We start from the raw sequence: 19,743 nt of genomic DNA, 5'->3' as shown, positions 1-19,743 counted from the left end.
TGGGCGGCCCTTCGTCATGTTCGTGCCCCCGACAGGAATCGAACCTGCGACCTACGGTACCGGAAACCGGCGCTCTATCCGCTGAGCTACGGAGGCGTACCGAACGAGCCTAGCATCGGATCGGCGTTCCCTCCGACTGTGCCGGATCCCGGTAGTGTCGCGAGAAACCGACCGATCGATGAGGATGCAGATGAGCGCTTCCGTTCCCCCGTCACCCTGGACGAACGCGGCTGCGGAAGAGCCCCGCGTCCCGCGCGGAACGCCGGTCTACACCGCCTGGGCATGGGTGACCGCCTGGACGACGGTTGCTGCGGTCGCCGCCTCAGCCGTCATGATGTGGCTGCTGACCGGGCCGATACTCACCTACGCGCGACACGTCGCCGAGCTGAGCGGTATGGCCGCGACGGGAGCGAGAGTGCAGCCCAGCGCGGTGTTCGCGATCATGTTCGACCTGATGCCGGGGATCATGACGGCGTCGCTGGTCGGCACGCTCCTGAGCTGGGCGCTCTATGCGCTCGCCATCGTCGCCGGGTACCGCGATTACGTGCAGCTCGGCCGTCTCGGCTACCCGAAGCGCTTCCACTGGGCATGGAGCTTCCTCTCGCCGGTGTATCCGATCGGCCGTGCCGTCGTCGTGCGCAGGCAGGCGGGGGCGGGGTCGGCCACGATGTGGATCGCCCTCGCCGCGACCGCCGCGAGCCTCCTGCTCAGCCTCGGCTGGTCGTTCTGGCTGATGACGGCGATGTTCGACGCCATGCGCGCTGGGCTCGGCACGTTCGCCTGACGCCGGCGGCAGCCCTCAGATCAGCACTCCCGCGATCAGCGCCAGCACGGCGAGCAGCGGGAACAGCCCCTGAACGGTCGCCGCGCGAGCCTTGCTGCGGTCGGAGAGGATCAGCACGAGCGCGGCCGCCAGCATCGATGCGACGCCCGCCATCATCAGGGTCCAGCCGATCGAGAACGACGCGGCGGGGGCGACGATCAGGCCGATGATCACGAGGATCGCGAGGAACAGGTTGTAGAAGCCCTGGTTGAACGCGAGCGGCTTGGTGACCTCCGCGGCCTCGGCGGTCGTGCCGAAGATGCGACGGGTGGAGGGATGCGTCCAGCGCACCGACTCCAGCACGAAGATGTAGACGTGGATCAGGGCGGCGACCCCGGCGAACACGGATCCCAGGATGAAGAGCATGCGCCGATTCTGCCGCGCTCCGCGTACCGGCGCGAGAGGCGCGCGCTAGCCGCGATGGCCATGCACCGGTGCGGCGTTCGCGGGAGGCTCTCCGACTTCGTCGACGGCATGCCCGGCGCACGGCGTCCTGGTCACGCTCGCCCGTTCGATGCGCGACACGGTGAACCATCGCATCGCGTCGCGCAGGCGGCACCACCCGACGAGGTACCACCGGCCGTTCGTGGAGGCGAACAGGACCGGTTCGACGTCGCGATTGGTCGTGGTCCCGTCACCGGCCGTGTAGCGGATGCGGACGACGCGCTGATCGGCCATCGCCTCCTCGAGTGCGGATCTGATCGCGCGCGAGGGGACGGGAAGCGCGTCGACCCAGACGCGATCGGCCAGCGCATCCGCCCTCGCCCTGGTCCGGGGGTCCAGGACGTCCATGATCTTCCGGACCCCGGCTGCCGCCAGATCCGCGTAGGGGGCATCGGATGCCGCCGATACGGCCGCCATGAGCGCCACCGCCTGCGCAGGAGACAGGCTGACCGGCGGCAGGGACGAGCCCATCGCCATTCCGTAGCCGCCCCCGGGCCCGGGACGGGACCAGATGGGCGCGCCGCTGCTCTCGAGCGCTGCGAGATCTCGCTTGACGGTGCGCACGGATACGCCGAACTCTCGTGCCAGCCGCTCGGCGGAGCAGCCGCGGGATCCGCTGCGGCGCAGCATCTCGGACAGGGCGTGGAGCCGCTCTGCGCGCTTCACCGTGCCGCTTCCGAGAATTTCATGACATAAATAGTGACATACACCTGCCCGCAGCGTCGTCGAAGCTGGTGACATGACACAGACGACGGGCAATCCCACCATCCTTCTCATCGCCGGCCACTGGCTGGGCGCATGGGCCTGGGACGACGTGCTCGAGCACCTGCAATCCACCGGCTCTCCCGCCGTCGCGATGACGCTGCCCGGCCTCGACCCCGACGATCCGGAGCGCGCCGCGAGGACTCTCGACGACCAGGTCGCGGCGATCCTCGACGCCCTCGCCCGAAACGGCGTCTCGGCGAGCGAACCCGCGATCGTCGTCGCGCACAGCGGGGCGAATTTCCCCGTCACCCTCCTCCTCGACCGGCATCCCGAGCTCGTGCGCCGCGTGGTGTGGGTCGATTCCGGGCCCGTGGGCGGGGAGAGCGCCTTCGCCGCCGACCTCCCGGACGACGTGGAGGATCTGCCGCTTCCCTCCTTCGACGTGCTCGCCCAGCAGGCGAGCCTCGAGGGACTGAGCGCAGAGGTCCTCGCACGGTTCCGCGCACGGGCCGTCCCCGAGCCCGCCCCCGTGCTCCGCCAGCGCGTCGAACTCGTGAACGATGCGCGCCGCAGGATTCCGACCACCCTGGTGTGCTGCTCGATCCCGAGCGCGCAGCTGCTGGACCTGGCACGAGGCGGCCACCCCATGTTCGCCGAGGTCGCGGGCCTCGAGCACCTCGACGTCGTCGACCTCCCGACCGGCCACTGGCCCATGTGGAGCCGTCCTCGCGACCTCGCCGAGGTCATTCGCTCAGCGGATCGTCCTGCCCAGCGATGACGGGCTGCGGTTCGCCCCAGCGATACCAGGCGACCACACTGATGAGCAGCGCGAGGATGAGCCCGGCGATCACCCAGAGCACCACCAGGTAGTCCACCCAGGATCCGATCGGCGGCTGACCCGGCAGGAAGTTGCGCAGCATCGGCGTCGCGAACAGCATGCCGGCGTTCCACGTGAAGAAGCCGACCTCCACGCGACGGCGTCCGCGCAGCGCCATGATCGCCACGATCAGCCCGAGCACCGGCATGATCACCATGAGAGCGAGGAGGACCACCGCGAACGCGATCGTCGCAGAGGCGCGATGCGCCTCGATCGAGTACTGGTGGAACTCCACGCCGTCCGCGACCGACAGTCCCCGCACGCCGTCGTCGGCGAGCGTGATCGCCCACCCGGGGATGTGGTGCTCGGCGAACCCGAGGTCGACGGCGACCGGCGACGGCTCCGCGCCCGAGGGATCCGCAACCGCCACGAGCAGGCTGCGGGCGGCATGCCGATCGAACGGCCAGGACTCGATCGCGCCCGACGTGCGCATCCACACGGTGACGGGCGCGAGGGCCTGTCCCTTGTCGAACACCAGGGACCGGGTCTCCGCGCCGGAGAGTTCGAGCCGGAACGGCGTGACGACGGTGGCGCCGTCGCTGCTGATCAGCGCGGTGTCCCCCGCGTCGATCGTCAGATCGAGGCGGATCCTGCCTCCGGCTGCGTCGATCTCGCGTGGCGTCAGCATGACGTGAAGCCCGGGCTTCCGGTTGTCTATGCCGGTTCCGGCATCGGACTTCCCGCCCTGCGCGTACAGCAGCACGACCGCGGCGTACAGGGCGACGAAGACGACCGCGCACACCACCACGAACACGGGCACGCGCCCGGCGTGCCGCGGCAGGGGCAGACGGCGCACGGTCAGATCCGCGGCACCCGGCGATAGGTGAGGTCGCGGATGTCGCGGCCCTTCGCGATGCCCTTGCGCTCGAACGCCGTCATCACGCGACCGTCGAAGCGCTCCGCCCACTCCCCCTCGAACGCGCGCTCGAACTCCGGCGTCTCGTCGAGCACCTCGCGCATCTGCAGGGCGTAGTCCTCCCAGTCCGTGGCGAGGCGCAGAAGACCCCCGTCGCGCAGGGCGGCGCCGGCCGTGGCGCCGAAACCGGGACGGACGAGGCGGCGCTTGGTGTGACGCTTCTTGTGCCAGGGATCGGGGAAGAAGATCCACGTCTCGTCGGCAGAGCCGGCGGGAAGGTAGGTGGCGAGCACCTCCGGGGCATTCGCCTCGATGAGCCGCAGGTTGCGCACGCCATCCCGCTCGGCGTCGAGCATCGTGCGGGCAAGGCCCGCCCGGAAGACCTCGACGGCGAGGAAATCCCGCTCGGGGTGCGTCCCGGCGGCGGACACGATCGCGTGTCCCTGGCCCGATCCGATCTCCACGGTCAGCGGCGCCTCGCGCCCATAGGCCGCGGCCGCCTCGAGCCGCGCCTCGGGGTGCACCGAGGTCCAGGCGACATCGCGCGGGACGTCGAGCACGTAGAACGCGGCCAGCTCGGCGAACGCCCTCTCCTGCGCCTCGGACATGCGGCCGCTGCGGCGGACGAACGAGACCGGTTCGTCACGGAAGGTGCGGGGTTCGGGCATCCCTCCAGGGTATCCGCCGTCCGGCGTCCCGCCGGCCCGTCCCGCCCCGCGGGCCGAGCGCCCGCTCATCGCCCGCCCCCGGCGATCGGCTCGGTCACGAAGTCGATGAGCTCCTCGACCCGGCCGAGCAGCGTCGGCTCCAGATCCCGGTAGCTCTTCACCCGCGAGAGGATGCGCTTCCACGCATGAGCGATGTCCGTCTGGGATTCCGCGGGCCACCCGAAGGCCCGGCAGATCCCGGTCTTCCAGTCCGTCCCGCGCGGGATCTGCGGCCAGGCGCGGATGCCGAGCGCCGCCGGCGTCACGCACTGCCACACGTCGATGTAGGGGTGCCCCACGATGCGCAGGTGCGCCCCGTGCGGACCCCGCATGATCTGCTCCACGATGCGGGTCTCCTTGGAGCCAGGCACGAGGTGGTCGACGAGCACGCCGTAGCGGCGGTCGCGCCGCGGCGGGGCCTCGGCGAGCAGCTCCTCCAGCAGGTCGACGCCCTGCAGGTACTCGACCACCACGCCCTCCACGCGCAGATCGTCGCCCCAGACCTTCTCCACGAGCTCTGCATCGTGGCGGCCTTCGACGAGGATCCGGCTCGGCAGCGCGGTGCGCGCGCGGGAGTCGCCGACGGCGAAGGATCCGGACGCGGTGCGCTTCGTCGCGCCCTCCGCCGCCGAACGCGCGGGGTGCACAAGGCGCACCGGCTCGCCGTCGATCATGAAGCCGGCGCCCATCGGGAACAGCCGGCGGCGGCCGCGGTAGTCCTCCAGTTCGACCTGTCCGCCCTCGATCCGGGTCACCGCCCCGCAGAAGCCGTCCACGGCGACCTCGACCACGAGGTCCTTCTCGGCCGCGACGTCCGCGGCGACCTTCGCGCCGCGCTCGCGCCAGCCCTTGGCGAGCACATCGGATCCGTACCTGTCGTCCATCCCGACCAGCCTACCGAGGGTGCATCCGCACTCCGCAGCCGAAGCCTCGGCAGGACAGGAGAAACACAAGGACGCACGCCCTAGACTCGCTCCAGGGGCCTTCCGGGTCCCGGGAGGAGCGAAGATGCGCGCGCGCTGGGCTGTCGTCGTCGGTGTGGTCCTGGGCGTGCTCGGCATGTCCCTCTCCTCCGCTCCGGCGCTCGCCGATGCGGGCCCCTCTTCCACGGAGCCCCGCACCGCTTCCACGGCGCCGTACCCCGCCACGGCCCCGGTGACCCTCGGATCCGACTTCGTCACCGACGAGGCGGGCGCGCTGAGCACCTCCGAGAAGAAGGAGCTCGACGACCGGCTCCAAACGCTCAGCCGCTCGCAGAACCTGCAACTGTTCGTGGTCTTCGTCGACCGGTTCTCGAACCCGGACAACAGTCAGGAGTGGACGAACCAGGTCGCGGTGGACAACGGACTCGGCCAGCAGCAGTACCTCCTCGCGATCGCCACCGAGACGCGGCAGTACTACCTGTCTGCAGACAAGGCGGGCCCGATCCCCCTGACCCGTGTCGACCAGATCTCCCGGTCGCTCGTGAACGACCTCAGCGACAAGCACTGGGCCGCCGCCGTGAACACCGCGGCGGACGGCTTCGGCGGATCCGGATCCTCGGGAGCCGATCTCGGCGGAATACTGCTGGTCGTCCTCTGCGTCCTCGCGATCGTCGCCGCGATCATCGTGCTCGTGGTGATGCGCCGCCGCGCCGCCGCACGGGTGAAGCCGGCCGCGACCCAGCCGGTCGGCGATCCCCTCGACGCCATCAGCGACGAGGAGCTGGCGAAGCGCGCCGGTCTCGCCCTCGTGCACACCGACGATGCGATCACGTCCTCGACCGAAGACCTCGGGTTCGCCACCGCGCAGTTCGGCGACGCCGCGACGAGCACCTTCACCGAGGTGGTCGCCAAGGCCAAGGGCAAGCTCGACGAGGCGTTCTCGCTCAAGCAGCAGCTCGACGACGAGATTCCCGACACCGACCAGCAGCGCCGGGACTGGCATCTGCAGATCATCCGGCTGTGCGAGTCGGCCGACAACGCGCTGGACGCGAACGTCGCCGCGTTCGACGAGCTGCGCAAGCTCGAGCAGAACGCGGAGCAGGCGCTCGCCCAGCTGAAGGCCCATCGCGAAGTCGCGGCCTCCGCCGTGGCCGCCGCCCCTGCCGCGCTGCAGGCGCTGTCCGCCGAGTACGACGCCTCCGCCCTGCAGACCGTCACGGGCAACCCGGCGGAGGCCGCGAGCCGGCTGGACCTCGCGGATACCCACATCGCGCAGGCCGGCGAGCTCGTCGCACAGGGAAAGCGCGGCGAGGCCGCCTTCGCGATCCGCACCGGAGAAGAAGGCGTGCTGCAGGCGACGCAGCTCGCCGCCGCGATCACGACGTTGCAGGCCGACCTCGCCTCGACGGAGACGCAGTCGCAGGCGCTCATCGCGAATCTCGAACAGGATCTCGCGGGCGCCGCGGCCCTTCCCGTGTCTCCCGAGCTGAACGCCGCGGTCGCGGCGACCCGCACCGCCCTGGACCAGGCCCGGACCGACGCCACCGGCACCGGACGCCGCCCGCAGGCCGTGCTGGAGTCGCTGACGGCTGCCAACACGCGCATCGACAGCACGGTGGACGCGATCCGCAACGCGCAGCAGCAGGCCGAGCGCGCCCAGCAGGTGCTGGAGCAGACGCTCACGCAGGCACGCGCGGAGATCTCCACGGCCAACAGCTACATCACCACGCACCGCGGGGCGATCGGACCCGACGCGCGCACCAGGGCGGCGCAGGCGTCGGCGGAGTACGACCAGGCCGAGGCCGCTCGCGTCGCGGATCCGAACACGGCGCTGCAGCACGCGCAGCGGGCGATCGCCCTCGCCCGCGAGGCCACCCAGCTCGCCGCGGGCTCGATCGACTCCTGGGGCAATGGCGGCGGCTGGGGCGGCGGAGGCGGCGGAAACCGCAGCGGTATGGGCGACGCGATCCTCGGCGGCATCATCGGCGGCATCCTGTCCGGCGGCGGCGGTCGCTCCAGCGGAGGCTGGGGCGGCGGAGGCGGCGGCGGATGGCGCTCCAGCGGCGGAGGCGGCGGATTCAGCCCCTCGAGCTTCGGCGGCGGCGGCCGCGGCGGATCGGGTGGTCGCTTCTGACACCCGGACTCTCAGCCTCTCTTGACGTGCACGACCCCATCGACCGGAAATCTGGAAAGGACATCCCATGACCAAGCAGTCCATCTTCGGCCGCATCTCCACCCTGGTGAAGGCCAACATCAACTCGCTCATCGATTCCGCGGAGGACCCGCAGAAGATGATCGATCAGCTGGTCCGCGACTACACCAACAACGTCGCGGACGCCGAGTCGGCCATCGCTGAGACGATCGGCAACCTGCGCCTTCTCGAGCGCGATCACCAGGAGGACGTGCAGTCCGCCGCGGAGTGGGGCAACAAGGCCCTCGCCGCCAGCCGCAAGGCCGACGACCTGCGCGGTGCGGGCAACACCCCCGACGCCGACAAGTTCGACAACCTCGCGAAGGTCGCCCTGCAGCGCCAGATCAGCTCGGAGCAGGAGGCGCGGACGGCCGAACCGCAGATCGCGGCCCAGACCGAGATCGTCGACAAGCTCAAGACCGGCCTTAACGGCATGAAGGACAAGCTCGTCGAGCTGAAGAACAAGCGCAGCGAGCTGCTCGCCCGCGCCAAGGTCGCCGAGGCGCAGACCAAGGTGCAGGACGCGGTCTCGTCGATCAACGTCCTCGACCCGACCAGCGAGCTGGGCAGGTTCGAGGACAAGGTCCGCCGCCAGGAGGCGCTGGCCCAGGGCAAGGCGGAGCTCGCCGCGTCCAGCCTGGACGCGCAGTTCGAGAGCCTCGAGGACATCGGCCAGCTGACCGAGGTCGAAGCCCGTCTCGCGGAGCTCAAGGCCGGAGCGACCAAGCCGCAGGAAGCGCTCGAGGGCTGAGATGACCCGCTTCCTCGTCGTCCCGCAGTGGCAGGGCTCCCCTGCCCCGCGGGCGATGCTGCTCACCGAGGGGGCGTCGGCGATCGCCGGCGACCTCCCCAGCGCGCGCACGACGGTGCTGGAGGTGCCGCTCGAGGCCGGCGATGCCGAGGGCACGGGCGTGCACAGGCTCAGCAGCCTGCGCCGCACGAGGGAGCTCATCGAGGAAGCAATCACGGCGCATGCCGAGCCCACGCTCGTGGTGGGCGGTGACTGCGGCGTCAGCGTCGCCGCGGTCGCCGCCCTCCCCGGCGCACTGCACGACGTCGCGATCGTCTGGTTCGACGCGCACCCCGACCTGCACACCCCGGAGTCCTCGGCCTCGGGCGCCTACGCGGGCATGGCCCTGCGCGCAGTGCTCGGCCACGACTCGTTCCCGATCGACGGTCCCTCGGGGATCACTCCTGAGCGCACGGTGCTCGTGGGCGCGCGGTCCGAGGACGACGCCGAGAGCGCCTACCTCGCGACGTCGGGGATCGTCCGGCTCGAGAACGTCGACGACGCGCAGGCTCTCGCGGCGGCGGTCGCCGCCACCGGGGCGTCTCGCGTGTACGTGCACATCGACGTCGACGTGCTGGACCCTTCGGAGCTGGCCGGCGTCTCCTCCGCGGTGCCGTTCGGCCTGCGCACGGCCGACGTCGTCGGCGCCGTGCGGGCGCTGCGCGACCAGCTGCCGCTCGCGGGTGCGACGATCGCGGGTTTCGCCCCTCGTTCCCCCGGAGATGCGGTGCAGGACCTCGGCGCGATCCTGCGTCTGATCGGCGCCCTCGCGTGACGGCGGGCGACACCGCCCGCATCGCCGCGATCAAGGCAGAGGCCGCCGAGATCCTGGCACAAGGGCGACGGCGCGACCTGCGTCTGCCGTCGGTGCTGCTGCGCTCCCCGATCAGTCGCCTCGGCTACGCCTGGGGCATGGCCGTGGGCTGGATCTGGGGCGGGCTGTGGAGCACCGGCGAAGTGGAGCACCGCGAGGGACTGTGGATCTTCCGCGGCATGCCGGAGTGGACCTTCGCGCGGGGCGGCGTCTGCGTCGCGGGCTGCTACCTCACCGGCGACACGGTGCCCGACGACCGCGTCCTGCGGCACGAGGCCGTGCACAAGGAGCAGTGGCTGCGCTACGGCCTGCTGATGCCGTTCCTGTACCTGCTCGCCGGACGAGATCCGCTGCGCAATCGCTTCGAGATCGAGGCCGGCCTCGAAGACGGGCACTACCTGCCGCGCCACTGATCCGAGCGCGGTGGCCGAGCCTGTGGCGGGTCTCTGCGCCTGTCGAAGGGCCTGGAGCGGGATTCAGAGCAGCCGGAAGCGCTCCGGCGCGGTGATCCGCGCCGGATCCATGCCGAGCCGTTCCGTGAGGTGCTCCGCGATGTCCGCCGTGCCCAGGAAGCTCCCGAGCAGCGTCACCGTGGTGTGCTCCTCCGCGCCGTCGCACAGCATCTCGTCGGCCCAGGCGATCGCCGCGCGCGCGGCAGCCGTGCCCTGGGCGCACCGGCGGGCGGTGCCTGGCGCGCCGGAGCGGCTGGCGCGCGGCAGCCACGTGACGGTCATCCGCGGCGGGACCGTGACCGCGGAGATCGACTCCGCGTCGGGGACCTCGATGAACACGCGACCCGTCGCGCACAGCGGCAGCGTCGAGAGCTCCGCCTCCAGCTCGGCCAGGGATCGCTCGTCGGCGACGATGAGATGCTGAGCCTTCGTGGAGCGACGCAGGGCACGGCGCTCGGCGCGTGCGGTGGTGCGGATCGCAGTGGTCATGATGCCTCTACGATATCACCGAATGAAGGGTTGCCTAACCTACCTCGACCTCCGCGCAGGCGGGCATCCCACGACTCGCCGTCCGGCTAGCCGACCAAGGACGCGCCCAGCGCCTCCAGCTCGGCGCGGGTCAGCCCGGACGCGAGCAGATAGTCCGCCGCCGATCCGTGCTGCTCGTCGATGCCCTTCAGCAGGTCGCGCATGACCGGCGCCGGCGACTGGGTGGCGACCGCGATCGCGTCGTGCGCGATCGGCAGGCGCTCCTCGAGCCACTTCGCGATCGCCCTGTTGCGGGATTCCGGAAGCTGCGAGGCGGTCAGCGCGTAGTCCTCCACGATCGCTTCGCGATCGGCGCCCACGGCGGCGAGCGCGAGCGCGACGCTCACGCCCGTGCGGTCCTTGCCGAGCGTGCAGTGCACGAGGGTGGGCTCCCCCGCCGACAGGATCCGGACGACCCGCACGATGCGGTCCGCGCCGTCCTCGACGATGTGCCGGTACAGGCCTGCGAGGCTGACGTCGCCCATCAGGAAGGAGGCGACGGATCCGGCGAAGAGCGGGATGCGGTCGATGCGCAGCCCTGGCAGCGCGCAGGGCTCGGCGCTCGCCTCGGTGTCGTCGCGGAGATCGACCACGCGCGCGACCCGCTCGGTCAGGAACGAGTGCGCGTCGGGGCCGACGTGCGCGAGGTTGCCGGAGCGGAACAGCACGCCCTCGCGGATCCGGGAGGCGCCGGCGGGGATGCCGCCGACATCGCGCAGGTTCGTGATGCCAGGCACGTCGAGCAGGATCATGCGCGCCTCCTCACCCGTGGCCACTGCCGTCTGCCTCCAGCCTAGGGCGTGTCCGGGGTGTGCAGCCGCGCGGCGGCGGAGCCCGGGGGCGTGGGGCGGACCGGCGGAGGCGGCGCCGTCCGTAGGATGGGCCGGACGGCGAAACCTTGTCCCGGTTCTGGCTGCTCCGGCACCGGTTTCTGAGCCGGATCTGGGACACGGTGGGGCCAGAAGCGGGACACGGTTCGGGACGGACGGCGAAGGGGCTGACGGGATGAGCGGGGAGACCGAGCGGCGCGGCGTCCTCGACGGCGTGCGCGTGGCGGACTTCTCCCGGGTGCTCGCCGGCCCGTACGCGACCATGACGCTCGCCGATTTCGGCGCCGACGTCCTGAAGATCGAGCCGCCGGACGGCGACGACACCCGCCACTGGCATCCGCCCGTCGACGCGGAAGGCACCGCGACCTACTTCGGCAGCGTCAACCGCAACAAGCGCTCCGTCGCGCTCGATCTGACCGTCGAGGCCGACCGCGCGGAGGCGCTGCGCCTCGCCGGCACTGCGGACGTCGTGGTCGAGAACTTCCGCCCCGGCGTCATGGAGCGCTTCGGACTGGACTTCGCCGCCGTCCACGCCGTCAACCCCGCCGTCGTCTACTGCTCCATCACGGGTTTCGGCGACGGTCCAGGCGCCTCGCTCGCCGGCTACGACCTCCTCGTGCAGGCCGTCGGCGGCCTGATGTCCATCACGGGCGATCCGGAGGGCAGCGCTGCGAAGGCCGGCGTCGCCCTGGTCGACGTGCTGTGCGGGCAGAACGCCATCGCCGGGATCCTTCTCGCCCTGCGCGAGCGCGACCGCACCGGCCTCGGCCAGCGGGTCGAGGTGTCCCTGCTGCAGAGCCTCCTGTCCGCCCTGACGAACCAGGCCGCGTCGACACTCGCCACCGGGGTCCCGCCCCGCCGTCTGGGCAACGAGCATCCCTCGATCGCGCCCTACGCCCTGTTCCGCGCGGCCGACCGGGACCTCGTCATCGCCGTCGGCAACGACAAGCAGTTCCGCGCTCTGGCCGAGGCGCTGGGACGTCCGTCGCTCGCCGCGGACCCTCGCTTCCTCCGCAACGCCGACCGCGTCGCGCACCGCGACGCTCTCACGACGCTGATCGAGAGCGGGCTCGCGGGCGCAGAGGCCGCGCACTGGGTCGACCTGTTCCGCGCGGCGGGGATCCCCGCCGGCCTCGTGCACGACGTCGCCGAGGCGATCTCCTTCGCCGAGGGGCTGGACCTCGATCCCGTGGTCGCGCTCGGCCCCTCCCGCACGATCGCGAACCCCATCCGGCTCGGCGACGCCCCCGCGACCTACCGCACGCCGCCGCCCGCCCTGAACGACTCCGCGCCCGCCGCCTGGCGCACCGAAAGGACCTGAGATGACGACTGCTCCCCGCATCGACGCCGTGTTCGACCTCGACGCCCTGCTCACGCCCGAGGAGCGCGACTGGCAACAGCGCGCACGGGCCTTCGCGCAGGAGCGGATCCTGCCGGTCATCGAGGAGGACTTCGAGAACGCGCACTTCCGCCGCGAACTCATCGCAGAGCTCGGCGCCGCGGGCTTCCTCGGCATGCATCTGACCGGCTACGGCTGCGCGGGCGCCGGCGCCGTCTCGTACGGCCTCGCCTGCCTGGAGCTGGAGGCGGCGGACAGCGGCTGGCGCACCTTCGTCTCGGTGCAGGGGTCGCTCGCGATGAGCGCGATCGCCAAGTACGGCTCCGAGGAGCAGAAGCAGACGTGGCTGCCGCGCATGGCGACGGGGGACGCGGTCGGCTGCTTCGCGCTCACCGAGCCGCAGGGCGGCAGCGACCCTGCGGCCATGACGACCACCGCGCGGCGGGACGGCGATGGCTGGGTGATCGACGGCGCCAAGCGCTGGATCGGGCTCGCCTCGCTCGCCGATGTCGCCGTGGTCTGGGCACGCGTGGACGATCCCGCCCTCGGCGAGGGCGGACGGGCGGTGCGGGGCTTCCTCGTGCCGACCGCGACGCCCGGCTTCACGGCGACCCCGATCACCGGCAAGCTGTCGATGCGCGCGTCTGTGCAGTGCGATGTCGCGCTCGACGGCGTCCGGCTCTCCGCGGATGCGATCCTCCCCGGAGCCGAGGGCCTGTCCGGACCGTTCGGCTGCCTGAACGAGGCGCGGTACGGCATCATCTGGGGCGCGATGGGCGCGGCGCGCAGCTGCCTCGAAGCCGCTCTCGAGCGCGCCACCAGCCGCGAGGTCTTCGGCAAGCCGATCGGCGCCAACCAGCTCACGCAGGCGAAGCTCGCCGACATGCTCCTCGAGGTCGAGAAGGGGATCCTGCTCGCGCTGCATCTCGGACGGCTCAAGGAGCGCGGCGCGCTCACTCCTGCGCAGATCTCGGTCGGCAAGCTCAACAGCGTGCGCGAGGCCCTCGAGATCGCGCATCAGGCGCGCTCGATCCTGGCGGGCGACGGCATCACGAACGCCTACCCGGTGATGCGGCATGCGGCCAACCTGGAGTCCGTCCGCACCTATGAGGGCACCGACGAGATCCACCAGCTCGTGATCGGCCGGGCGCTCACGGGGCTGAGCGCCTTCTGATCCGGATCCGGACCTTCGCGCACGGTCACCGATCATGATGAGATCGATATGCTCAGTCGAGTGCCACTATCCAATACCTCTTCACTATTTGTGACGAGTGTTTGTTACGCAGAATGATCTCTCGTTTCGCACCGACGGCTGCGCAGGAGCACAATGAGGGCGTGTCCCACGTCGCACCAGAAGAGACCACAGAGTTCTCCTTCCTCGCCGGTCAGGCCCGCGTATTCGGAGCCGGGGTTCCGCCCGTCCGGCGTCTGAGTCTGCCCCTCCCCGACGGCCGCACGCTGAGCGCGCTGCGCTTCGGGGACGAGCCCGTCGAGGTCACCCTGCTGCACGGCGCGGGACTCAACGCGCACACGTGGGACACCACGGTGCTCGCCCTCGGCCGGCCCGTGCTCGCGATCGACCTCGCCGGCCACGGCGACTCCTCCTGGCGCGAGGACGCCGATTACACCGGCCGCACTCTCGCCGCCGACGTGATCGAAGCGCTGCGTGCCTGGACGGATCGCCTGCAGGTGCTGGTCGGGCAGTCGCTCGGCGGACTCACCGCTGCGGCTGTCGCTGCCCAGGCCCCCGAGCTCGTGCGCGAGCTCATCGTGGTCGACATCACCCCCGGCGTCGACCAGAGCGTCGGCCCCGCGGCCCTGCGCGAGTTCTACCGCGTGGTCGACGCCGCCAGCCGCGATGAGCTCGTCGACCGTGCGCAGCAGTTCGGCTTCGGCGGATCCCGCGAGGACACCGCCCGCGGCGTGTTCCTCAACACGCGCGTGCGGGCCGACGGCCGGGTGGAGTGGAAGCACCACTTCGCGCACATCGCCGCGCGGCTGCTGGACGCCCCGCACGCCGCGTCGGCCTCCTCCGCCTCCGCCGGGCCGGTTCCGACGATCCTCGGCGAGCACGGCTGGGCCGACCTCGGCGCCGTCGCTGCCCCGCTCACGCTGGTCCGCGCCGGACATGGATTCGTCTCGGACGGCGCGGAGCAGGAGTTCCGCACGCGTCTGCCCGGCGCACGCGTCCTGCAGCTCGACGGCAGCCACAACCTGCAGGAGACGGCGCCCGCCGCCCTCGCCGAGATCATCCGCACGGCGGCCGACAGCACCGCCGCGGACAGCACCGGCCCCTGAACCCGTCGAAGGACCCCGGAATGTGACGCCGCGTCTCACCACCCCCGCCTCGCGATGAGACGCCGTCCTAGGCTCGACCGCACAGCACGACCCGCAGCACAGCACCATTCGCACCGCACCGCACCCGCAGCACCTCCCGAGAGGATCCCCCGCATGCACCGCACCCGCGCCGCCCTCGCCTCGCGCCGGCCCCGCGCGCCGCGCCGCGCCGCCATCGCCCTGGTCACAGGACTGACGGCCGCCGCCCTGATGCTGTCCGCCTGCACCGGATCCCCCGCTCCGTCAGGAAGCGGCACCGCCGGCGCCGTCGACGCGAACGCCGCCCTCACCGTGGGGCTCGTGCTCGAGCCGTCGAGCCTCGACATCCGGCACACGAGTGGCGCCGCGCTCGAGCAGGTGCTCGTCGACAACATCTACGAGGGCCTGGTGAGCCGCACCCAGGACAACAAGATCATCGACCGGCTCGCGAAGAGCCACGAGATCTCGTCCGACGGGCTGACCTACACCTTCGTGCTCAACGACGGCATCACGTTCCACAGCGGCGCGAAGCTCACCTCCGCCGACGTCGTCGCCTCGCTGCAGACCGCCAAGGACGACAAGACCGTGCAGGGGCACGCCGATCTCGCCGGCGTCGCCTCGATCACGGCCAAGGACGACAAGACCGTCGTGATCACGCTGAGCCAGCCCAGCCAGAACTTCCTGTTCAGCCTCACCGGCACGGCGGGGCTCGTGTTCCAGAAGGGCGACACGACGGATCTGCAGGCCGCCGAGAACGGCACAGGCCCGTTCACCCTCACGCAGTGGAAGAAGGGCGACTCGCTCTCCTTCGCCCGCAACGACGAGTACTGGGGCACGAAGGCGGGTGTGAAGAGCATCGTGTTCGACTACATCCCCGACTTCACCGCCGGAGTGAACGCCGCCCAGAGCGGCACTCTCGATGTGCTCACCGCGGTCGACGCGAATCTCGCCCCGCAGCTCGATGGAAAGTTCGCCGTCACGAAGGGCAAGACCACCGACAAGGGCACTCTCGCGTTCAACAACGCCAAGGCACCCCTGAACGACCAGCGCGTCCGCGAGGCGCTGCGGCTGGCGATCGACCACAAGGCGATCATCGAGGCCCGGGGCGTCGGCACCACGCTGTACGGCCCGATCCCCCAGCTCGACCCCGGCTACAAGGACCTGTCGAGCACGGCGCCGTACGACCCGGAGAAGGCCAAGGCGCTGCTCAAGGAGGCCGGCCAGGAGAATCTCTCCCTCACGCTCACGATCCCCTCGTTCTACGGCACCACGGTGCCGCAGCTGCTCACGAGCGACTTCAAGAAGGTGGGCGTGACCCTCAAGGTGGACTCGGTCGAGTTCCCCGCCTGGTTGGACACCGTCTTCACCAAGCACGACTACGACCTCAGCTTCGTGCTGCACGTCGAGCCGCGCGACTTCGGCAACTTCGCCAACCCGGACTACTACTTCGGCTACAACAACCCCGAGGTGCAGAAGCTCTACGCCCAGTCGCAGACCGAGCTGGACGCGAAGAAGTCGGCCGATCTGCTCTCCCAGGCCGCCGAGATCGTCGCCAAGGACGCCGCCGCGGACTGGCTGTACGAGGATCAGACGCTGACCGCGGTGCGCCCCGGCGTGAACGGCTTCCCTAAGGACTCGATCAACTCGCGGCTCGACCTGCGCGGCGTGACCGTCTCGAAGTAGCCTCGGCTCTGTGCTCCGCTATGCGCTCACCCGAGGAGCCCTGCTCATCGCGGGGCTCCTCGTCGCGAGCGTCCTGATCTTTCTCGCCCTGCGGGTCTTCCCCGGAGACGTGGCGCAGCTGCTCGCGGGCGACAAGGCGACGCCGGCGCAGGTCGACGCGATCCGCAAGGCCCTGGGGCTGGATCAGCCGCTCGTCCTGCAGTACCTGGGCTGGATCGGCGGTGTGCTGCACGGGGACCTCGGCACGTCGCAGCTGAACGGCGCCTCGGTCGCCGCCGAGCTCGCGCAGAAGGCCCAGGTGACCGTGCCGCTCGCGACGCTGTCACTGCTCGTCGCCCTCGTGATCGCCGTGCCGCTCGGCATCGGATCCGCCATGCTGCGAGGGCGGGCCGCCGGCACGGCGCTGAACACCGCGGCGCAGGCGATCGCCGCCGTCCCCGTCGTGTGGGCGGGCATGATGCTCGTCGTCGTGTTCGCGGTGTGGCTGGGATGGCTGCCGGCGCAGGGCTTCCCCCGCGGAGGCTGGGCGGATCCGGGCGCCGCGCTGCAGTCGCTGATCCTCCCCGCGCTCACGATCGGCACGATCGAGGGGGCGCTGCTGCTGCGCTTCGTGCGCAGCGCGACCCTCCAGGCGGCGTCGCAGGACTTCGTGCGCACCGCTGCGGCGAAGGGCCTCACCCGCGACCGCGCCCTGATCCAGCACGGCCTCCCCGCCGTCGGCCTCTCGATCATCACGGTGCTCGGCATCCAGGTCGCCGGGATCATCGTCGGATCCGTGGTCGTCGAGCAGCTGTTCACGCTGCCAGGGATCGGGCGCATGCTCGTCGCCGACGTCGGCACGCGCGACCTCGTGAAGGTGCAGGGCGAGCTGCTCGTGCTCACGGGCATGGTGCTCATCATCGGCTTCGTCGTCGACCTCGTGCACCGCGCTCTCGACCCCCGGCAGCGGGAGGCCGACGAATGAGCCGGAATCAACTCTCCCTGAGCTCCCAGGGCCGATCGAGCGTGCTGCGACGCCTCCTCTCCTCCGCCCCCGGGGTGTTCGGGCTCGTCGTGGTGACCGCGATCCTCGCCACCGCCCTGGTGTCGCTGTTCTGGACGCCGTTCGACCCCCGCGCCACCGACGTGGCATCGCGCTGGCTGCCCCCGGGGTGGCCGCATCTGCTCGGCACCGACCTCACCGGCCGGGACATCCTGAGCCTGATCATGGCCGGATCCCGCACCACCGTGCTCGTGGCGGTCGGCGCGGGCGTGGTCGCCACGCTGATCGGGCTCGCGCTCGGCGCGCTCGGCGCCCTCACCGCACGCTGGGTGCGCGAGACCGTGGCGGTGCTCGTCGACGTCCTGATCGCCTTCCCCGTGCTCATCATCGCCATGCTGATCTCCACGGTGCAGGGCGGATCCCTCTGGGTCGTGGTGTGGGCGGTGGGCATCGGCTTCGGCGTGAACGTCGCCAGGGTCACCCGTCCCGAGCTGCGCCGCGTGCAGCACAGCGACTTCGTCATCGCGGGGAAGGCGTCCGGGCTCAGCCCCCTGCAGAACCTCGTGCAGCACCTGCTGCCCAACATCGCCCCGGTGTTCATCGTTCAGCTGAGCTGGGCCATGGCCACAGCCGTCCTGGCCGAGGCCGGCCTGTCGTACCTCGGCTTCGGCGCGTCCGTCGTCGATCCGTCCTGGGGCATCCTGCTGGCCGATCTGCAGCGCTACATCCAGATCCACCCGCTCACCGTGGTGTGGCCCGGGCTCGCGATCACGATCACGGTGCTCGCGTTCAACCTGCTCGGCGACGCGCTACGCGACGCGACGGATCCCACGCTGCGCACCGGCCGGCGTCCGGCCGGTCGGGCTCGCGCCGGCCAGCCGCGCCTTCCGGAGGTGACCGCATGACGCTCGAGGTGACCGACCTCGTCATCGAGATCGACGGCCGCAGGGTCGTCGACGGCGTCTCCTTCGCCGTGCCGGATGGCGCGCGCGTCGGCCTCATCGGCGAGTCCGGATCCGGCAAGTCGCTCACGGCGCTCGCACTCATGGGACTGCTGCCCGACGGCGCCTCCGCCTCGGGAAGCGTGCGCTGGAACGGCCGCGAGATCCTCGACCTGCCCGACCGCGAGCTCGCCGAGATCCGCGGCGACGAGATCGGCATGGTCTTCCAGGAGCCGCGGACGGCGCTCAACCCGATCCGCACGATCGGCCGCCAGATCGCGGAGACCATCCGGATCCACGAGCGCATCGATCGCCGTGCCGCCAGGGTCCGCGCCGTCGCCGAGGCGGCCCGCGTCGCGCTGCCGGACCCCGAGCGCATCGTGGACCGCTACCCGCATCAGCTCAGCGGCGGTCAGCGCCAGCGCGCCGCGATCGCGATCGCCCTCGCGGCGCGCCCCCGCCTGCTCATCGCGGACGAACCCACCACGGCCCTCGACGTCACGATCCAGGCGGGCGTGCTCTCGCTGCTGCTCTCGCTCGTGGAGTCGGACGGGATGTCGCTCGTGTTCATCACGCACGACCTCGCGGTGCTCGCGCAGGTCGCCACGCACGCCGTGGTGCTCGCGGACGGCCGCGTGGTCGAGTCGGGGCCGCTCGTGACGCTGCTGACCGCGCCGACGTCGCCGATCACGCAGGGCCTGCTGCGCGACGCGACCGCGACCCTGTGGCGCGGGGAGGACGAGGGATGACCGAGAACCCGCTGATCCGCGCCCGCGGGCTGCGCCGGGAGTACCTCGCGGCTCGGAAGGAGCCGTTCGCCCGGCGCGCCCGCACCGTCGCGCTCGACGATGCGGACCTCGACGTGACGGCCGGCCGCGCGCTCGGCATCATCGGCGAATCCGGATCCGGCAAGTCCACGCTGATCCGGCTCCTGTTGGGGCTCGACCGCCCGACCTCGGGGACCGTCCAGGTCGACGGACGCCCGGTGGACGCGACGGCCTCGGCCAGGGCGCTGCACTGGCTGCGCCGCGAGACGGGCCTCGTCTTCCAGGATCCGTACGCCTCGCTGGACCCGCGGCAGTCCGTCGGCCGGATCGTGTCGGAGCCGCTGCGCGCGCTGGACATCGACGGCGATCACCGCGCCAGGGTCGCCGAAGTGCTCGCCCAGGTCGGCCTCGACCCCGAGGCGGCGTCGCGCTACCCGCACGAGTTCTCCGGCGGCCAGCGCCAGCGGGTGGCTCTGGCCAGGGCGATCGCGCACCGTCCCAGGATCCTCATCGGCGACGAGCCGCTGTCGGCCCTGGACGTCACCGTGCGTGCGCAGATCCTCGACCTGCTGCGGGCGCTCAGCCGCGACGGCATGACCCTCGTGCTCGTCTCGCACGACATCGGCGTGGTGCAGAACCTCTGCGAGGACGTGGCCGTGATGAAGGACGGACGCATCGTCGAGCACGGTCCGACCGCGCGGGTGCTCCACCATCCGGAGCACGACTACACGAAGCGGTTGCTCGCGGCGATCCCGGTCATCCCGGGGCGCTGAGC

The 19,743-nt window shown here is 71.3% G+C and carries 21 protein-coding genes and 1 tRNA gene; 14 read left to right on the top strand and 8 right to left on the bottom strand.

What is annotated here, in order from left to right:
- Positions 1-23: 23 nt before the first annotated feature.
- A tRNA-Arg gene (locus CQ044_RS02575) sits at positions 24-96 on the bottom strand.
- Positions 97-190: 94 nt separating this feature from the next.
- On the opposite strand from CQ044_RS02575, the gene CQ044_RS02570 reads away from it, so the two are divergent.
- Positions 191-784 (top strand): hypothetical protein, encoded by a 594-nt coding sequence (locus CQ044_RS02570; RefSeq protein WP_105686652.1) that lies wholly within the window; start codon positions 191-193, stop codon positions 782-784.
- A 15-nt stretch (positions 785-799) separates the two neighbouring features.
- Here CQ044_RS02570 and CQ044_RS02565 read toward each other — a convergent pair whose 3' ends face one another.
- Both CQ044_RS02565 and CQ044_RS02560 read right to left on the bottom strand, forming a co-directional pair.
- Positions 800-1,189, bottom strand: coding sequence for a DUF1304 domain-containing protein (locus CQ044_RS02565; protein ID WP_105686650.1), 390 nt, complete (start codon positions 1,187-1,189; stop codon positions 800-802).
- A 45-nt stretch (positions 1,190-1,234) separates the two neighbouring features.
- Positions 1,235-1,933, bottom strand: a complete 699-nt coding sequence (locus tag CQ044_RS02560; RefSeq protein ID WP_105686649.1) for a YafY family protein — start codon at positions 1,931-1,933, stop codon at positions 1,235-1,237.
- Positions 1,934-2,006: 73 nt separating this feature from the next.
- On the opposite strand from CQ044_RS02560, the gene CQ044_RS02555 reads away from it, so the two are divergent.
- Positions 2,007-2,750: an alpha/beta fold hydrolase gene (locus CQ044_RS02555; protein ID WP_105686647.1), complete on the top strand. Its 744-nt coding sequence runs from the start codon at positions 2,007-2,009 to the stop codon at positions 2,748-2,750.
- Here CQ044_RS02555 and CQ044_RS02550 read toward each other — a convergent pair.
- The 3 genes from CQ044_RS02550 to CQ044_RS02540 all read right to left on the bottom strand — a co-directional run bounded on the left by CQ044_RS02550 (position 2,716) and on the right by CQ044_RS02540 (position 5,296).
- Positions 2,716-3,645 (bottom strand): DUF4436 family protein, encoded by a 930-nt coding sequence (locus CQ044_RS02550; protein WP_105686646.1) that lies wholly within the window; start codon positions 3,643-3,645, stop codon positions 2,716-2,718. The two genes, CQ044_RS02555 and CQ044_RS02550, sit on opposite strands and share 35 nt — an antisense overlap.
- Positions 3,646-3,647: 2 nt before the next feature.
- Positions 3,648-4,373: a tRNA (guanosine(46)-N7)-methyltransferase TrmB gene (gene trmB, locus CQ044_RS02545; protein WP_105686644.1), complete on the bottom strand. Its 726-nt coding sequence runs from the start codon at positions 4,371-4,373 to the stop codon at positions 3,648-3,650.
- A gap of 65 nt (positions 4,374-4,438) precedes the next feature.
- Complete coding sequence (locus CQ044_RS02540; RefSeq protein ID WP_045273895.1) at positions 4,439-5,296, bottom strand: DUF3097 domain-containing protein; 858 nt, start codon at positions 5,294-5,296, stop codon at positions 4,439-4,441.
- Between the two features lie 124 nt (positions 5,297-5,420).
- Here CQ044_RS02540 and CQ044_RS02535 point away from each other — a divergent pair, with 124 nt between their 5' ends.
- The 4 genes from CQ044_RS02535 (at position 5,421) to CQ044_RS02520 (ending at position 9,543) form a co-directional block, all read left to right on the top strand.
- Positions 5,421-7,469 (top strand): TPM domain-containing protein, encoded by a 2,049-nt coding sequence (locus CQ044_RS02535; protein WP_105686642.1) that lies wholly within the window; start codon positions 5,421-5,423, stop codon positions 7,467-7,469.
- Positions 7,470-7,536: 67 nt separating this feature from the next.
- Complete coding sequence (locus CQ044_RS02530; RefSeq protein WP_045273897.1) at positions 7,537-8,277, top strand: PspA/IM30 family protein; 741 nt, start codon at positions 7,537-7,539, stop codon at positions 8,275-8,277.
- 1 nt (position 8,278) lies between these two features.
- Positions 8,279-9,091, top strand: a complete 813-nt coding sequence (locus CQ044_RS02525) for an arginase family protein (RefSeq protein ID WP_105686640.1) — start codon at positions 8,279-8,281, stop codon at positions 9,089-9,091.
- Entirely contained in the window at positions 9,088-9,543 is a 456-nt protein-coding gene (locus CQ044_RS02520; protein WP_258133131.1) for a Fe-S oxidoreductase, read from the top strand. Before CQ044_RS02525 ends, CQ044_RS02520 begins: the two co-directional genes overlap by 4 nt.
- Positions 9,544-9,606: 63 nt before the next feature.
- On the opposite strand, the gene CQ044_RS02515 is transcribed toward CQ044_RS02520, so the two are convergent.
- Positions 9,607-10,071: an SIP domain-containing protein gene (locus CQ044_RS02515; protein ID WP_105686639.1), complete on the bottom strand. Its 465-nt coding sequence runs from the start codon at positions 10,069-10,071 to the stop codon at positions 9,607-9,609.
- Between the two features lie 86 nt (positions 10,072-10,157).
- The gene (locus tag CQ044_RS02510; protein WP_105686637.1) at positions 10,158-10,862 is read right to left on the bottom strand and encodes a tyrosine-protein phosphatase; all 705 of its coding nucleotides are present in this window, start codon (positions 10,860-10,862) and stop codon (positions 10,158-10,160) included.
- 253 nt (positions 10,863-11,115) lie between these two features.
- Here CQ044_RS02510 and CQ044_RS02505 point away from each other — a divergent pair, with 253 nt between their 5' ends.
- The 8 genes from CQ044_RS02505 to CQ044_RS02470 all read left to right on the top strand — a co-directional run bounded on the left by CQ044_RS02505 (position 11,116) and on the right by CQ044_RS02470 (position 19,741).
- Positions 11,116-12,261: a CaiB/BaiF CoA-transferase family protein gene (locus CQ044_RS02505; RefSeq protein ID WP_105686636.1), complete on the top strand. Its 1,146-nt coding sequence runs from the start codon at positions 11,116-11,118 to the stop codon at positions 12,259-12,261.
- Between the two features lies 1 nt (position 12,262).
- Positions 12,263-13,453 carry an acyl-CoA dehydrogenase family protein gene (locus tag CQ044_RS02500; protein ID WP_105686635.1) on the top strand — a complete coding sequence of 397 codons (1,191 nt, stop codon included), beginning with the start codon at positions 12,263-12,265 and terminating at the stop codon, positions 13,451-13,453.
- Between the two features lie 161 nt (positions 13,454-13,614).
- Positions 13,615-14,577 (top strand): alpha/beta fold hydrolase, encoded by a 963-nt coding sequence (locus CQ044_RS02495; protein WP_258133129.1) that lies wholly within the window; start codon positions 13,615-13,617, stop codon positions 14,575-14,577.
- Positions 14,578-14,730: 153 nt separating this feature from the next.
- Positions 14,731-16,278 carry an ABC transporter substrate-binding protein gene (locus tag CQ044_RS02490; RefSeq protein ID WP_105686632.1) on the top strand — a complete coding sequence of 516 codons (1,548 nt, stop codon included), beginning with the start codon at positions 14,731-14,733 and terminating at the stop codon, positions 16,276-16,278.
- Positions 16,279-16,288: 10 nt separating this feature from the next.
- Positions 16,289-17,242: an ABC transporter permease gene (locus CQ044_RS02485; RefSeq protein WP_105686630.1), complete on the top strand. Its 954-nt coding sequence runs from the start codon at positions 16,289-16,291 to the stop codon at positions 17,240-17,242.
- Positions 17,239-18,165: an ABC transporter permease gene (locus CQ044_RS02480; protein ID WP_105686629.1), complete on the top strand. Its 927-nt coding sequence runs from the start codon at positions 17,239-17,241 to the stop codon at positions 18,163-18,165. The genes CQ044_RS02485 and CQ044_RS02480 overlap by 4 nt, the downstream gene beginning before the upstream one ends.
- Positions 18,162-18,950, top strand: a complete 789-nt coding sequence (locus tag CQ044_RS02475; RefSeq protein ID WP_105686627.1) for an ABC transporter ATP-binding protein — start codon at positions 18,162-18,164, stop codon at positions 18,948-18,950. Before CQ044_RS02480 ends, CQ044_RS02475 begins: the two co-directional genes overlap by 4 nt.
- Positions 18,947-19,741, top strand: a complete 795-nt coding sequence (locus tag CQ044_RS02470; protein ID WP_105686626.1) for an ABC transporter ATP-binding protein — start codon at positions 18,947-18,949, stop codon at positions 19,739-19,741. The genes CQ044_RS02475 and CQ044_RS02470 overlap by 4 nt, the downstream gene beginning before the upstream one ends.
- Positions 19,742-19,743: the final 2 nt, after the last annotated feature.

This window comes from Microbacterium sp. MYb64 (assembly GCF_002979495.1).
In the GTDB taxonomy this organism is placed as follows: domain Bacteria; phylum Actinomycetota; class Actinomycetes; order Actinomycetales; family Microbacteriaceae; genus Microbacterium; species Microbacterium azadirachtae_A.
This window is presented reverse-complemented; position numbering and strand designations above follow the sequence as displayed.

Bases quoted from the DNA above. Each gene is read 5' to 3' on its own strand.
- CQ044_RS02570 (WP_105686652.1), top strand. From the start codon at position 191: ATGAGCGCTTCCGTTCCCCCGTCACCCTGGACGAACGCGGCTGCGGAA.
- CQ044_RS02565 (WP_105686650.1), bottom strand. From the start codon at position 1,189: ATGCTCTTCATCCTGGGATCCGTGTTCGCCGGGGTCGCCGCCCTGATC.
- CQ044_RS02555 (WP_105686647.1), top strand. From the start codon at position 2,007: ATGACACAGACGACGGGCAATCCCACCATCCTTCTCATCGCCGGCCAC.
- trmB (WP_105686644.1), bottom strand. From the start codon at position 4,373: ATGCCCGAACCCCGCACCTTCCGTGACGAACCGGTCTCGTTCGTCCGC.
- CQ044_RS02540 (WP_045273895.1), bottom strand. From the start codon at position 5,296: ATGGACGACAGGTACGGATCCGATGTGCTCGCCAAGGGCTGGCGCGAG.
- CQ044_RS02535 (WP_105686642.1), top strand. From the start codon at position 5,421: ATGCGCGCGCGCTGGGCTGTCGTCGTCGGTGTGGTCCTGGGCGTGCTC.
- CQ044_RS02530 (WP_045273897.1), top strand. From the start codon at position 7,537: ATGACCAAGCAGTCCATCTTCGGCCGCATCTCCACCCTGGTGAAGGCC.
- CQ044_RS02525 (WP_105686640.1), top strand. From the start codon at position 8,279: ATGACCCGCTTCCTCGTCGTCCCGCAGTGGCAGGGCTCCCCTGCCCCG.
- CQ044_RS02515 (WP_105686639.1), bottom strand. From the start codon at position 10,071: ATGACCACTGCGATCCGCACCACCGCACGCGCCGAGCGCCGTGCCCTG.
- CQ044_RS02510 (WP_105686637.1), bottom strand. From the start codon at position 10,862: ATGATCCTGCTCGACGTGCCTGGCATCACGAACCTGCGCGATGTCGGC.
- CQ044_RS02505 (WP_105686636.1), top strand. From the start codon at position 11,116: ATGAGCGGGGAGACCGAGCGGCGCGGCGTCCTCGACGGCGTGCGCGTG.
- CQ044_RS02500 (WP_105686635.1), top strand. From the start codon at position 12,263: ATGACGACTGCTCCCCGCATCGACGCCGTGTTCGACCTCGACGCCCTG.
- CQ044_RS02490 (WP_105686632.1), top strand. From the start codon at position 14,731: ATGCACCGCACCCGCGCCGCCCTCGCCTCGCGCCGGCCCCGCGCGCCG.
- CQ044_RS02480 (WP_105686629.1), top strand. From the start codon at position 17,239: ATGAGCCGGAATCAACTCTCCCTGAGCTCCCAGGGCCGATCGAGCGTG.
- CQ044_RS02475 (WP_105686627.1), top strand. From the start codon at position 18,162: ATGACGCTCGAGGTGACCGACCTCGTCATCGAGATCGACGGCCGCAGG.
- CQ044_RS02470 (WP_105686626.1), top strand. From the start codon at position 18,947: ATGACCGAGAACCCGCTGATCCGCGCCCGCGGGCTGCGCCGGGAGTAC.